The organism is Kineosporiaceae bacterium (genome assembly GCA_016713225.1).
Lineage (GTDB): Bacteria > Actinomycetota > Actinomycetes > Actinomycetales > Kineosporiaceae > JADJPO01.
The window spans coordinates 1-14,276 of sequence record JADJPO010000001.1; the positions used below are offsets into that span (position 1 = coordinate 1).

Genomic DNA, 14,276 nt, shown 5'->3' on the forward strand with positions numbered 1-14,276 from the left:
GACGAGATCGCGTTCAACCAGGGCGCGGCGCTGGCCGACGGGACGCCGATCGGTGACGGGCACCCGGCACTGAAGGACAAGCGGGTCCGCCAGGCCATCGCGCACGCGGTCGACCTCGACGCCCTGGTCAAGCGGGCGATCGGCGGCCATGGCCGCCCGGGCGGTGGGGTGATCCCGCCGATGTACACCTCGTTGCACTACGACCCGGGCGCCGACCGGTACGCCTTCGATCTGGCCAAGGCCAACCAACTTCTGGACGACGCGGGCTACCGCAAGGGCGCCGACGGCATCCGCACCATGCCGGACGGCACCAAACCGCTGGCGCTGCGCCTGTTCGCGCGCAGCGAGTCGCAGGGGTCCAAGACCACCGCCCAATTCGTCGCCGAGTGGCTGAACCAGATCGGCCTGAAGATCACCGTGAAGACGATCTCGGAGGACCAGCTCACCGAGGCCGTCGCCACCGGCGAGTTCGATCTGTTCGAGTGGGGCTGGGGGGTCGAGCCCGACCCGGACTACCAGCTGTCGACCTTCACCTGTGAACAGCGCTCCTACAAGGAGGACGGCAAGATCCTCGCCGGGTTGTCGGACAGCTTCTACTGCAACCCCGCCTACGACGCCCTGTACGCGCAGCAGAAGACCCAGGTCGACCCGGCCGAGCGCGCCGCGACGGTCAAGCAGATGCAGAAGATGCTCTACGACGACATGGGCTACCTGGTGACCTACTACTACGACGATCTGCAGGCCTACCGCAGCGACAAGTTCACCGGCTTCGTGCACCAGCCCGACCCGGACGGCGTCCTGCTCTTCCAGCAGGGCACCCACTCCTACCGTGCCGTGATGACGGTCGCCGATGCCGCGGCGGCGAAGGCTGCCGCCGCGAGCCAGGCGCCGGCCGCCACCGCGACCGGCTCGGGCGGGGTGTCGCCCACCTGGGTCGTGCTCGGCGTCCTGGGGGTGCTCGCCGGGTTCGGTGGTGGCTACGGGCTGGGACGGCGCAACCGGCTGCTCGAGGACGTGCGCGAGTGAGCACCCGGATCGGCACCGTTCGCGTGCCGTGGGCGGTGCGTCAGGTCGGCACCACGATCCTCACCCTGATCTTCGTGCTGGTGTTCAACTTCTTCCTGTTCCGCATGCTGCCGGGCGACGCGTTGCGCAGCTACACCCGCGGCCGTCAGGTCGACCCGGAGCAGCTGGCGGCGCTGCGGCGCAGCATGCACCTGGACGGGTCGAAGTGGGAGCAGTTCTGGGCCTACGTCCGCAACCCGTTCAACCCCGACGTGTTGTCGCTGAAGTTCCGTCAGCCGGTGTTCGAGGTGATCGGTGACCGGGTCTGGCCCACCCTGCTGCTGGTCGGCACCGCCACGGTGCTCGCCTCGGTGTTCGGCATCTGGATCGGCATCCGCAGCGCCTGGCGGCGCGGGCACACCTTCGACAAGCTCGCCACCACCGCCAGCGTGGCGTTGTACGCGATGCCCGAATTCTGGCTCGGCATGCTGCTGCTGATCGTCTTCTCCTCCGGGGTGGGCGGCCTGCCCGGGCTGTTCCCCAGCGGGCAGATGAGCTCGGTCACCGACAGCGCCGGCACCTGGGCCCAGCTGGACGACCTGATCGCCCACCTGGTGCTGCCCTGCCTGGCGCTGACCCTGGCCTACCTGGCCGAGTACGTCACCGTGATGCGCTCCTCGCTGCTCGACGAGATGGGTGCCGACTACCTGAACACCGCGCGTGCCAAGGGATTGCGCGATGCGCTGGTACGCCGCCGGCACGCCGTCCCGAATGCGCTGTTGCCCACCATCACGCTGATCTTCATGAACCTGGGCTACGTGATCTCGGGGGCGATCACCATCGAGACGGTGTTCTCCTGGCCCGGATTGGGCCAACTCACCTACGAGGCACTGACCGGGCCGGACGTGCCGCTGCTGGAGGGGTTGTTCCTGATCTTTTCGGTCTCGGTGGTGCTGGCGAACCTGGTGGCCGATCTGTTGTACGGCCTGCTCGACCCGAGGGTGAGGCTGTCGTGACCACCTCGTCGGCCCTCTCGACCCTGTCGGCTCGCGCCCTGCGGCGCCAACGCCGGCTCCGGGCCATGCGCCAGTTCTGGGACGGCTACCGCACCCATCGCGGTGGGCTGGCCGGCCTGGCGATCCTGATCGTCTTCGTGCTCATCGCGCTGGCGGCCCCGCTGCTGGCCGACGCCGACGGCCTCGCGGTCACCAAGGCCACCGGCAAGGCCTTGGCCGCACCCGACGGGCAGTTCCCGCTGGGCACCGACGAGACCGGGCGCTCGGTGCTCACCCTGCTGATCTGGGGTAGTCGGGTCTCGCTGCTCGTCGGACTGGCCGCCACGGCCATCTCGGTCGTACTCGGCGCGGTGATCGGCATCGCGGCCGGGCACTACCGCGGCTGGCTGGGCGAGGTGTTCAACCGGCTCACCGACTGGTTCCTGGTGATCCCGTTCCTGCCGCTGGCGATCGTGCTGGCGACGGTGCTCGGGGGATCGCTGCTCAACATCATCGTGGTGATCGGGGTGACCTCCTGGCCCGGTACCGCCCGGCTGGTGCGCGCTCAGACGCTGGCCGTCGAGGGACGTCCCTACCTCGAGCGGGCCCGGGTGCTGGGCGGCGGTGACTGGCATCAGATGACCCGCCACGTGCTGCCCAACGTGATGCCGCTGGTGATGGCCAAGACCACGCTGGTGGTGGCGATCGCGATCCTGTCCGAGACCACGCTGTCGTTCCTCGGCCTGGGTGACCCGAACCGCCCGTCGTGGGGAACCATGCTGGACGGCGCCCAGGCCTCGGGCGCGATCACCTCGGGCAGTTGGTGGTACGTGCTGCCACCCGGCCTGTGCGTGGTCGCGGTGGTGCTGGCGTTCATGCTGATCGGCCGCGCGGCCGAGGCCGTGCTCGACCCCCGGAGCGGAGGCCGGTCGTGACCCTGCTGCAGCTCGAGGATCTGAACGTCCGTTACGCCACCCGCGGTGGCCCGGTGCACGCCGTCCGGGGGTCGACCTGCAGGTCGCCGCCGGCGAGGTGGTGGGCCTGGCCGGCGAGTCGGGCTGCGGCAAATCGACCGTCGCCCAGGCGGTGCTGCGGCTGTTGCCCGCCGGCACCGAGGTCACCGGGCGGGTGCTGCTGGACGGCGCGAACGTGCTCGACATGACCTGGGGCGCATTGCGGCGGACCCGGTGGGCGACGGCGTCCATGGTGTTCCAGGGTGCCCTGCACGCGCTCAACCCGGTGCAGCGGGTGGGCCGCCAGATCGCCGAGCCGATCATGCTGCACCGCCGGGTGAGTCGCGAGGCGGCGGACGCGCGGGTCGGTGAGCTGCTCGACAGCGTGGGCATCCCCGCCTCGCGAGCCTCGGCCTACCCACATCAGCTGTCCGGTGGGCAACGCCAGCGGGTGATGATCGCGATGGCGCTGGCCTGCGATCCGGCGCTGCTCATCGCCGACGAGCCGACCACCGCCCTCGACGTCATGGTGCAGGCGCAGATCCTCGACCTGCTGCGCTCCCTGGTGCGCGAGCGCGGGCTGGGCCTGATCGTGATCAGCCACGACCTGTCGGTGCTGGGCACCGAGTGCGATCGGGTCGAGGTGATGTACGCCGGGCGGGTGGTCGAGCACGGCCCGGCCCGCACGGTGTTCGACCGGCCGCGCCACCCCTACGCCGAGGGGCTGTCGGCGGCCTTCCCCACCATCGGCGACGCCGCGTCCCGGTTCGCCCCCCGCGGCGTGCCCGGCGACCCGCCCGATCTGGCAGCCGAGCTGACCGGCTGTGCCTTCGCGCCGCGCTGCTCGCGGGTCGTCGACGCCTGTGCCACCACCGACGTGCGGCTCGACGCCGACGGCTTGGCCTGCCTGAACCCGTTGCCGCGCAAAGCCTCCGGCGTGATCGAGGAGGTGTCGTCATGACCGGTCCGGGTGACGAGGCCACCGGCCGTCCGGCCCTGAGCGCGCGTGACCTGCAGGTGCACTTCCGCCGCGGCCACGACGTGGTGCGCGCCGTGGACGGCGTCGATCTCGACCTGCGTCGTGGCGAGATCCTCGCGCTGGTCGGCGAATCCGGGTGCGGCAAGACCACTCTGGCCCGCTGCCTGCTGGCGCTGGAGCATCCCACGGCCGGCACGGTCAGCCACGACGGCGCCCCGGTGCCCACCGGACGCCGCGCGGTCAAGGCCTACCGGCGCGCCGTCCAGCTGGTGTTGCAGGACCCCACCGGGGCGCTGAACCCACGGCACTCGGTGTTCGAGGCGGTGGCCGAGGGCCTGCGCATCCACGACGTGCCGGGCCACGAGGTCGAGCTGGTCTCGACGGCACTGTCGACCGCGGGACTGCGGCCACCGGAACGCTTCTTGCTGCGCTATCCACACGAGCTGTCCGGTGGTCAGCGCCAGCGGGTGGTCATCGCGGGGGCACTGGCCCTGAACCCGCAGGTGCTGGTCGCCGACGAACCGGTGTCGGCGCTGGATGCCTCGGTGCGCGGCGAGATCCTGGCGCTGCTGCTGCAATTGCGCGAGCAGCAGGGACTGACCGTCCTCGTGGTGACCCACGACCTCGGCCTGGCCTGGAACATCGCCGACCGGATCGCGGTGATGTACCTGGGCCGGATCGTCGAGATCGGCACCGTCGAGGAGGTGCTCGGCGATCCGCGCCACCCGTACACGCGCGCGCTGCTGTCCGTCGTCCCCGAGGTCTCGCAGACCGCACCCCAGGTGCTGGTGGGCGAGCCGCCGGACGCCGCGCGGATGCCGAGCGGGTGCCGGTTCCGGCCGCGCTGCCCGCTGTACGCCTCGGCGGCCGACGCCCCGGACGGCGCCGCGTTGCGCTCCCGGTGCGAGCAGACCTCGCCCGCGGTGATCAGTGCGTCGGACGCCGAGGGGCACGTCGCCGCCTGCCACGCTGCGACGGCCCCGCTGGCACCGTCGACCGAGGCGTGATGTCGGACGACGTGCTCTCGCCCGTCTGGGTGAGTCGGGTTCGCGCGGCGGTCGACCGGCATCGCGGCGAGCTGGTCGACCTCGCCCGACGGCTGGCCGCCGAGCCCGAGCTCGCCTACGAGGAGTTCGCCTCGTCGCGGCGCTGCGCCGAGGTCGCCGCCCGGCACGGGCTCGAGGTGACCCACCCGGCGTACGGCCTGGCGACCGCGTTCACCGCGACGGCGGGGCCGCGCACCGGGCCAGACGGACGCCGGCTGCCGCACCTGGTGTTCTGCGCCGAGTACGACGCGCTGCCCGAGGTCGGCCAGGCCTGCGGGCATCACCTGATCGCTGCCACGGCACTGGGCGCCGGCCTGGTGCTGGCCGAACTCGCCGACGACCTGGGGGTGCGGGTCACCGTGCTCGGCACCCCCGCCGAGGAGACCGGCGGCGGCAAGATCGACCTGCTCGCCGCCGGCGCCTTCGACGATGCGGACGCCGCGCTGATGGTGCACCCCAGCCCGTACGACGACTACGGGCCGCAGGCCCTGGCCATCGTCGAGTGGCAGGTGAGCGTGCACGGGCGCACCGCGCACGCCAGCAGCGAGCCACACCTGGGTCGCAATGCCCTCGACGGCCTCATCGCCGGGTACGTCGCGATCGGCCTGCTGCGCCAGCACCTGCGCAACCACCAGCAGGTGCACGGCATCATCACCCACGGTGGGGCGGCGCCGAACATCGTGCCCGACCACACCGAGGCGATGTACTACCTGCGGGCGGCCTCGGTCGACGACCTGGACGACCTGATGCAGCGGGTGCGCGCCGCACTCGAGGGGGCCGCCACCGCGACCGGCACCACGGTGACCATCACCCAGCACGGCCATGCGTACGAACCGCTGCGGCCTCACCCGGGTCTGGTGACCGCCTTCACCGCGGCCTGCCAGGCGTTGGGGCGGCGGGCCGTCGAGCCCGAGGCCCAGCGGATCAGCGGGTCGACCGACTTCGGCAACGTCAGCCAGCGGCTGCCCGGATTACACGCCGAGATGTCGGTGCACTCCTGGCCGATCTCGAACCACCAGGCCGAGTTCGTGGCGCACTGCCTGGCCGAGCCAGGGATCCAGATGCTGCTGGACGCCGTCGCCGCGCTGGTGCTGACCGCGGTACAGATCGGCCGCGACCCGGCCGTGCTGGCGCACTCCACCGAGACGTGACCATGCTGATTCTCACCGACCCGGCCACCGCCGACCACGACCCCCGGGCCGAGATCTGGCTCGGACGACGCACGCCTGCCGCCGAGGTGCCCCACCGGGTGTCCGCCATGCGTGAGGCTCTGGTGGACAACGGATTCAGCCTCGACCAGCCGGGATCGTTCGTCGGGCTCGACGCCCTGCTGACCCGGGTGCACACGCCGGAGTTGCTCGACTTCCTGCGCACGGCGGCGACCACTTGGCAGGACGCCGGGTACCCGGACTGGGCCCAGGCCGACCGGGTGGTTCCGTACGTGTTCCCCATTCCCGGGTTGCTCGACGGCTCGGGGCACCACGACGGACGCCGTCCGGTGGCGCCGCACGGACTGACCGGCCTGTTCTGCTGGCGTCCGCCTACGGGGGATCGTGTTACCTCAACAACGCTGCGGTGGCCGCGGAGGCGTTGCGGGCCAGGGGATTCGAGCGCGTCGCCGTGCTCGATGTGGACGCCCACCACGGTAACGGCACGCAGCAGATCTTCTACGACCGCGGCGATGTCTGGTACGGCTCGGTGCACGTCGACCCCGGGGCAGGTTGGTTCCCGCACTACGTGGGCTTCGCCGACGAGACCGGCAGCGGTGCGGGGCAGGGCACGAACCACAACCGGCCGTTACCGCCGGGCAGTGGGGATCAGACCTTCCTGGACGCCGTCCGCGACCTGATCGCACAGGCCTCGGCTTGCGGGCCAGGCGGTTTCGGGGCGCAGGCGGTCGTGGTCTCACTCGGGGTGGACGCTGCCGCGGACGATCCGGAGAGCCCGTTGCAGGTCAGCGCCACCGGGTTCGGCGCCCTCGGTGAGCTGCTCGCCGAGGTGGCACGCGCCGTCCCGATGGTGCTGGTGCAGGAGGGCGGCTATCACCTGCCGACCCTGGGCGAGCTGGTGGCCACCGTGCTGCGGCCGCTGCGGTCGCTGCGCGGCTGAGCGCAGACCGCACGCACAACACTCCAAACGGCAGCAGTGGCCGTCACGCCGGAGCGTGACGGCCACTGCTGATGAAGCGGGACTACCTCTGGATCAGAGGGTCAGATCGGCCGAACGTTGGCCGCCTGCGGACCCTTCTGGCCCTGGGTCACCTCGAACTCGACGCGCTGGTTCTCCTCGAGCGAGCGGTAGCCCTCGGTCTGAATGGAGGAGAAGTGGACGAAGACGTCGGCCGAGCCGCCGTCGGGGGTGATGAAGCCGAAGCCCTTCTCACCGTTGAACCACTTCACGGTTCCCTGGGTCATGCTGTGTTCTCCTCATGCGACTGCTGTCTGGGGGTGATGCGGCCCGGTCAGGTGACCGGTGCCAGTTGAGGCCTCCCCCAACGGGAAAACGCCCGTCGGAGACAACTCCGCGGGCGTTCGAGAACGTACGGGAACTGCAGCTGCAACCGGGACGAGATTAGCACGATCAGCCGATCGCGCCACCCCTGGAGGTACCCGAGATCAATTCGGGTCCCCGTCAGCGGAACTCGTGCACGGCCCGACGCACCTGGCGCCCGCGACGGGTGAGCTCCTCCAGGGAGAAGCCCGCCGCGAGCAGGACCAGCGCCACCAGGGTCAGCGTCACCCAGCGCGGCACCATGTCGGCCAGTTGCCACACCTGCCCCAGGGCCACGAGCAGCAGTCCGGCCAGCCCGACGAACAGCGGGGCCAGCACCTTGCCCAGACCGCCGGCGACGGCGATCACCGCGGCCACCACCAACACCACCAGGGTGCGCAGCAGGTGATGGCGGTCGATCACATCGGGCCAGGTCGCCACCGCCGAGGGCAGCAGTGCCATCGCCAGGGCGGGGCCGACCAGCCACAGCGAGGGCGTGGTGCGCACCAGTTCACCCAGGGGCAGGCGCCGGACGCCGCGAGCACTCACCAGCCCGGCGAGCAGCAACAACCCCGCGGCGGGCAGGGTCCAGTTCTCGAGGAGGTCGACATCGCGGTCGACCCAGAGGATCCACAGCGCGACGATTCCCAGGATCGCCCCGGCCCAGGGCAGCAGCAGCGCCTCGCGCACCGCAGCCACGGGAACGAGCAGGGCCACCAGCACGAGCGTGATCGCGATCAGGGCGAAGAACAGACTGCCCGCGCCGGCATGCAGGCTCGACACCGGCTCCGCGTTCCCCGGGTTCGCCGCGTTCCGGGAGGACCACATCAGCGACTCGGCCGCGGGCAGCGCGAGCAGCCAGCAGGTGATCGCGCCGGACCCCGCGACGATCGACCAGGGACGGCACCGACGGACGACCAGTTGACCGGTGCCGAAGATCGCGCAGCCCAGGACGCCCAGCAGGACCAGGGCCACGTCGGGTGTCAGGTTCGAGTGCGCCGCCAGCCGAGCGGCCACCTGGCCCACGGCGATCCCGGCAGCCATGGCCGCCGGCCAGACCCAGATCGCCTTCAGCGGCCGAGGCAGGCCCGAAGGTGCCGGTGTGCGGGCCACCAGCGTGGCGGCACCGCCGATGACGGCCCAGGTCAGCGCCCAGCTCAGCCCGCGCTCGAGGTCACCGATCCCGAACAGCACGCTGATGACGGCCAGTCCGCCGCCGAGGTAGACGGCCTCACGAGGCAGGTCGGGTCGGCGGCTCGAGGCGAGCAGGACGCCGGCCGAGACTGCCGCCAGGACCGCGACCGCCAGCGGCTGCGGGCCGCCGTCCGGCTCGTCGATGGCGAAGGTGGCCGCCACGGCCGAGGCACCCATCGCCACGACCGCGGCGATCCGCCAGGCGGTCAGTCCGCCGAGGCGGGCCATCACGACCGAGAACGCCGCCACCACCAGGAGAGCCACCGTGGCCCACGCGGCATCCCGGGTGCGCATCCACTCGGCCCCCAGCCCCAGGCCGGGAGCGGCGAGCAGCGCGACGGCGGCGACCGCGGCAGCGGCGACCGCGAGGGCCTCGGCGGTCGAGCGGTACCGGCGGCGCATCAGGTGCGAGACGCCGCTCAGCAGGCCGATCACCCCCAGCATGGTCACCACCTGACCGGCGGGACCGATCTTGTTCCAGGCGACGGCCGTGAACACGATGGCCGCGACCACCAGCAACAGGGCGCCGCCGCCGAGCAACAGACCCTGCGCGGTCACGGGGGCGCGGGTCGGCAGGGGCGCGCCACTGGGGGCCGGCGCCGTCCCGGGTGCTGCCGTACCCGGTGGCACGCTCGTCTGCCCCGCCGCGATCTGCTGTTCGACCCAGGTGAGCCGGTTGACCAGCCGCTGCTGCTCGCCGCGCAACCACATCGCCTCGGCGACCAGCGCCGCTGCGGCTCGGTGACCACAGGTGGGGCAGGTCGCGACCGGATCGGAGCCGGTGACGAGGTGTCCCTGGTGGCAGGTGGGGCAGGTCAATCCCGGTGCATCGGGAGTGCTCATGCCACGAGTGTGGCCCCAACTGGGAGGTGCTGGAGACAGCCCGAGGTCCCATCCGGCCTCATGATCACCGCTGGATCACCGTCCACCCCGGTCGAGCGGTGGGAAACCGCGATCGAACAGTGATCACGACTTGGCGCGACGGCCTCGGCGGGCGCTCGTCGACGGGGCGTCGTCCGGGGCCTGGGGGGTGACCTCGAACGACTGCCACAGCCCACCCAGCGGGGCGTAGACCCAGCTCGGCAGGTACTGGCCGGCATAGACGATCTCGTGGCAGAGCTGCTCGGCCTCGAAGGGCGCGATGAGCCGCTCGTCCAGCAACTCGGGGTGACCCGCCGACTCCAGTTCGAGGCGGTAGGTGTCCAGCAGCATCGTCCGGGCGCTCTCGCTCCAGGCGTCCACGGCGGGGGTCATCGCGAAGCCGGTGCCCTTGTCGACGACCCGGGCGACGTGGTCGAGGCTGCGCAACAGCCGCGCGATGTCGCGGGCGGCCGGGGCCATCGCCTGGCTGACCGACAGGCCGGCCAACTCGACCACCGGGTTGGGGTGGAAGTCGACCACGACCAGTCCGCCCGGCCAGCGCAGCACCTGGCCCACGTGCAGGTCGCCGTGCACCCGCTGAATGGTCACCGGCGGGCCGGTCCCGGCCTCGACGGCATCGGCCACCTCGGCGAGTCGGTTCACGGTGGCGGTGAGGGCCTCCAGGCGGGGCAGCAGCACATCGGCCACCCCTTCGAGCAGGCCGTCACGGGCCACCTGGGTCGCGGCGGCCAGCCGCTCGGTGGCCGCGGAGTGCCAGGCCCGCACCAGATCGGCCGACGCCGACGCGGTGGGTTCGGGCACGACGGTCGACCGGGTGGCCAGGGCGAGGTGCAACTTGGCCGCCGTCCGGGCCAGGCGGGCGGGGAAGTCGTGCACCCAGGAGTCCACCGCGATGCCCTTGGGGCCGCTGGACGTCGGCGGACGCGGCATGTCGTCCGGGTCGACGCCGAGCGCGCGTTGGGTCAGATCGATGCACCAGTCCCAGCCGTCGCGGGCTCGGGGCAGGTACTTGGTGGCCCAGGCGACCGGCACCTCGCGGCCGCTGGGCGCCGTCCAGAGCAACATGCCGTGGGTCTCGGGCACCTCGAAGTGGTTGACCGCATCGAGATGGGCCAGCGTGGTCGGGGCCTCGTGGGGGGCATCGACCACGTGGCGCACCCAGGTGACCACGACCCGCTCGCCGACCACGACGGCCGAGGCTCGGCCCTCGGTGATCGGCCGCTCGCCACGCGCCTCGGGCGGCGGCACCAACCGCACCACCCGGAAGCCGTCGACCTTGGGAATGACCTCGTGCCGCAGTAGGTCGACGAACGCCTCGGCGATACCGTCCTCAGCAGGCTCGGCCGGGGTGGCGGTGGTCGTACTGCTGCGGGTCGAACCTGCCCGCGCGTGCACCAGCGTGCGGGCCGCGGCCAGGTCGTTCTGCGACAACCCCCAGGCCGGGGTCGCTGCGGCGAAGATGTGTTCGGGGCGGCAGATGAACGAGCTGCCGGACTGTTCGACGGTGATGGCCGAGGTGAGATCGAGGGGGTACAGCCAGGTGGTCGGTTGGTCCGAGGTGACGTCCGATGTGACGTCCGGCCCGGGCCGGTCGGCGTCCGTCAGGTCCGTGGTTCGGTCGTCCGGCACCGGCGCGGCGCCCTCAGGGACGTCGTCTGGCCCGCGCGCCTTGTTACTCACGGACAACCTCCAGTCACCCCGCGCAGACGGTATCGCGCTTCGCGTTGTTGCACATAGAGCCCGCCAGCGGTGTTTTCATGAACTTCGCCCCGCAGCAGGACGTACCCGCTGCGACTGGTGCCGCACCCCCATCAGGACACGTTCACCCCGTTGGGCGCAAGCGTGCACATGTCCCTCCAACGCCCCATCGTGTGAAAAGGAGCCCCTCCGGTGTCGACCCAGCTGCCCTCCCACCTGCCGGTTCAACCGCTCGAGACACTGGGTGGGCCCTCGCGTGAGTGGTTGCTCACGGAGGCCTCGCGATTGTTGGACGGCGCCACGGCCTCGCGCCGGGCCGACGGCGGGTTCGGCTGGCTGGACGGCGACGGCCGGCTCGCTCCGGAACACGGCCGGCCGTTGTGGATCACCACGCGGATGACGCACTGCTTCGCCCTGGGTGCCCTGCTGGGCCGCGAGCAGGACGCCGCGCTGATCGACCACGGGGTGGCGGCACTGCGCGGGCTGTACCGGGACGCGGAGAACGGCGGCTGGTTCACCGACCCGGACGCCGAGTCGCCGGCAGACGTGAACGCCCCGAAGGGCGCCTACGGGCACGCGTTCGTCGTCCTGGCCGGGGCGAGCGCCACGGCCGCCGGCCGCGCCGGGGGACGCGAACTGCTGGCCGAGGCGCTCGCCGTCCAGGAGAGGTTCTTCTGGGACGAGGAGGCGGGCGCGGTGCGCGAGGAGTGGGATCGAACGTTCACAGACTGCGACCCGTACCGCGGCGCGAACGCGAACATGCACACCGTCGAGGCCTACCTGGCGGCCTCGGACGCCAGCGGCGATCGGCTGTGGCGCGATCGGGCGTTGCGGATCGCCTCACGGATCATCGACGCCGGCGCGCGGGGCCACGAGTGGCGGGTGCCGGAGCACTTCGCCGCGGACTGGAGCGAGCAGCCCGAGTACAACCGGGATGCGCCGGCGCACCCGTTCCGTCCGTATGGGGCGACGCCCGGGCACGGGCTGGAGTGGGCGCGGCTGCTGTTGCACCTGGAGGCGAGTCTGATCGCCGACGGGATGTTCGACGCCGGGACGCACGCCTGGTTGCGGGAGGCCTCGGTCGGCCTGTTCGACCGGGCGCTGGCCGACGGCTGGGACCAGGCGAACGGCGGCATCTGCTACACCACCGACTGGGACGGAACTCCCGTGGTGGAGCAGCACTTTCACTGGGTGACGTGTGAGGGCATCGCGACGGCGGCCGTACTGCACCGGGTGACCGGCGAGCAGCGGTTCGCCGACTGGTACGAGCGGATGTGGGACTACGCGCAGCGGTACTTCCTGGACGGTCGGCCGGGGTGGCAGATGGAGGTCAACCCCGACGGCAGCCCGTCGACCGTGACGTGGGACGGGCGTCCGGACACCTATCACGCGCTGCAGGTGGTGCTGATCCCGCTGCTGCCGCTGACCCCGTGCTTCGCCGCTTCCTTGGCGGGCTGACCGGCTGATCGAACCCTGATCGCGCTGGGCTTCGTCGAGTTGTCCACCGACTACGGTGGTCAACTCGACGAAGCCTCGCCCGGCGTCAGGGGCTGCGGTCAGGTCGACGCCACGGGACCGCATCGCGGCGGGTGCCGAGCCACCGGCCGCTGCTCTCCGACACGAACTCGACGCCGTGACGCGCGCACGAACGAGCCAGAGCAGTACAGGCACTGTCGAGGTCTCGACGCCTGATGAGCACGAGGGTCGCGAAGCGGAAGTCCGGCGTTAGTCCGATCTGATTGCCCACAGGAGGGGTGGTCGCGCGCACCCAGAGCTCGGGCAGGGTGGGGTCGGGCAGGCGCCGGCGTCCGCCAATTCTCCACTCCGGCGGCCACGACAACCGATCGACCCAGACCAGGGGGAGGTCGGCCCACGCCACGGCGGTCACCACCCGGTTGCCCCGCGACCAGAGCAGGTGCGTGCCGTCGTCCCAGAGGGAGTCGTCGCGACAGTGGTACCAGAGCGCGGCACGACCCGCACCGAAGGCAAAGAACGCCACGGCCCCGGCGAAGAACACCGCATCCCCCACCGTGATCGCCCCGTAGAGGCAGGCGATGCCGACCAGACCGGGAGGAATCGCGGCGCGATAGGCGTTGCGGCCACTCGACATCACGATGCACTCGCCTGTCGGTGGAGTCCCCAGGAGTGCCTCGGCGGTCATCTCGCCTCACCACGGCGCTGGCATGACGGGCGGCAGGACCTGCCGCGCGAGCACGGTGGCCCCGACAGGGAACTCCTGACGTAAGGCTCCGGTGGCGTCGGAGGGGTCCAGCAACCAGACCGAGCGACGTCCCATCACGGTCCACGACGGCGTCCCGGACGACTCGGACGTCCCAGCTGGGACGTCGATAACCGAACCGAGGCCGGTCACCAGGGCCGTGTCCTCGTCGATCCCCAGCAACTGGACGCCGGGCGCCGGGTCGGCGGCGCGGGCGGCGATCAGGCCCGGGAAGCGGCGCTCGAAGGCATCGAAGTGGGGGATCACCTCGACTCCCGGCACGACCCCCAGGCCGGCGATGGGTGGGGCGTGCAGGTCACGGATCCGCGGCACCCGCGCGCCGAGGGCCATCGCCCCGGCGCTGCACCCGGCCAGTGCCGCTCCGGCCTGCCAGGCCGCCACGATCGCCCGCCACACCGCGGTGTCGGCCAGCGTCTCGGTGAGGAATCCGGGGTTGCCGCCGGAAAGGTAGATCAACGCGGCGCCGTCCAGCAGCGCGGCCAGGCGCGCGTCGTCCGCGCTCGCCCGATCGACCACGGGAACGACGACCTGCTCGGCGGCCGCGCGCTCGGCGGCCGCCGCGCCCAGGGCGTGCCAGCGGGCCAGGGACGACGCCCCCTCCGGGGCGGCCGCCGTGGCCAACTGCACGAAGCGAGGACGCGTGCCGGCCGGGGTGCCCACTGCCGAACTGCCGGCCGCGAGCAGCGCCTGCTCGACGTCGTCCATCACCGGCAGATACTCCCCGGACCCGACCAGGGCCACCGGCCCGCCTCCCACCAACCCGCTCATGCTCCGCAGGTGACCAGGTGGAAACGT

13 protein-coding genes are annotated in these 14,276 nt (G+C 71.8%); 8 read left to right on the forward strand and 5 right to left on the reverse strand.

The window, feature by feature from the left end; all coding sequences use genetic code 11:
- The 7 genes from IPK24_00005 to IPK24_00035 form a co-directional block, all read left to right on the forward strand.
- Positions 1-1,026 (forward strand): ABC transporter substrate-binding protein (locus IPK24_00005; protein MBK8073956.1); only part of this gene is annotated, 1,026 nt, incomplete at its 5' end.
- A complete protein-coding gene (locus tag IPK24_00010) occupies positions 1,023-2,021 on the forward strand; it encodes an ABC transporter permease (GenBank protein ID MBK8073957.1) in 999 nt (332 codons plus the stop codon). The genes IPK24_00005 and IPK24_00010, both read left to right, overlap by 4 nt.
- 65 nt (positions 2,022-2,086) lie before the next feature.
- The gene (locus IPK24_00015; protein MBK8073958.1) at positions 2,087-2,935 is read left to right on the forward strand and encodes an ABC transporter permease; all 849 of its coding nucleotides are present in this window, start codon (positions 2,087-2,089) and stop codon (positions 2,933-2,935) included.
- 76 nt (positions 2,936-3,011) lie between these two features.
- Entirely contained in the window at positions 3,012-3,914 is a 903-nt protein-coding gene (locus IPK24_00020; protein MBK8073959.1) for an ABC transporter ATP-binding protein, read from the forward strand.
- Entirely contained in the window at positions 3,911-4,939 is a 1,029-nt protein-coding gene (locus IPK24_00025) for an ABC transporter ATP-binding protein (GenBank protein MBK8073960.1), read from the forward strand. The genes IPK24_00020 and IPK24_00025 overlap by 4 nt, the downstream gene beginning before the upstream one ends.
- Entirely contained in the window at positions 4,939-6,129 is a 1,191-nt protein-coding gene (locus tag IPK24_00030) for an amidohydrolase (GenBank protein MBK8073961.1), read from the forward strand. Before IPK24_00025 ends, IPK24_00030 begins: the two co-directional genes overlap by 1 nt.
- Before the next feature lie 235 nt (positions 6,130-6,364).
- Complete coding sequence (locus tag IPK24_00035) at positions 6,365-7,087, forward strand: hypothetical protein (protein MBK8073962.1); 723 nt, start codon at positions 6,365-6,367, stop codon at positions 7,085-7,087.
- Positions 7,088-7,188: 101 nt separating this feature from the next.
- Here the strand turns inward: IPK24_00035 and IPK24_00040 are convergent, their stop codons facing one another.
- The 3 genes from IPK24_00040 to IPK24_00050 all read right to left on the reverse strand — a co-directional run bounded on the left by IPK24_00040 (position 7,189) and on the right by IPK24_00050 (position 11,224).
- Positions 7,189-7,392 carry a cold-shock protein gene (locus tag IPK24_00040; protein MBK8073963.1) on the reverse strand — a complete coding sequence of 68 codons (204 nt, stop codon included), beginning with the start codon at positions 7,390-7,392 and terminating at the stop codon, positions 7,189-7,191.
- A gap of 217 nt (positions 7,393-7,609) precedes the next feature.
- The gene (locus IPK24_00045) at positions 7,610-9,505 is read right to left on the reverse strand and encodes a hypothetical protein (GenBank protein ID MBK8073964.1); all 1,896 of its coding nucleotides are present in this window, start codon (positions 9,503-9,505) and stop codon (positions 7,610-7,612) included.
- Between the two features lie 123 nt (positions 9,506-9,628).
- Positions 9,629-11,224: a hypothetical protein gene (locus IPK24_00050; GenBank protein ID MBK8073965.1), complete on the reverse strand. Its 1,596-nt coding sequence runs from the start codon at positions 11,222-11,224 to the stop codon at positions 9,629-9,631.
- 234 nt (positions 11,225-11,458) lie between these two features.
- On the opposite strand from IPK24_00050, the gene IPK24_00055 reads away from it, so the two are divergent.
- Positions 11,459-12,700 (forward strand): AGE family epimerase/isomerase, encoded by a 1,242-nt coding sequence (locus IPK24_00055; protein MBK8073966.1) that lies wholly within the window; start codon positions 11,459-11,461, stop codon positions 12,698-12,700.
- 85 nt (positions 12,701-12,785) lie between these two features.
- On the opposite strand, the gene IPK24_00060 is transcribed toward IPK24_00055, so the two are convergent.
- Together IPK24_00060 and IPK24_00065 are read right to left on the reverse strand one after the other, a co-directional pair.
- Complete coding sequence (locus IPK24_00060; GenBank protein ID MBK8073967.1) at positions 12,786-13,403, reverse strand: hypothetical protein; 618 nt, start codon at positions 13,401-13,403, stop codon at positions 12,786-12,788.
- Between the two features lie 6 nt (positions 13,404-13,409).
- Entirely contained in the window at positions 13,410-14,249 is an 840-nt protein-coding gene (locus IPK24_00065; protein MBK8073968.1) for a Type 1 glutamine amidotransferase-like domain-containing protein, read from the reverse strand.
- Positions 14,250-14,276 lie beyond the last annotated feature (27 nt).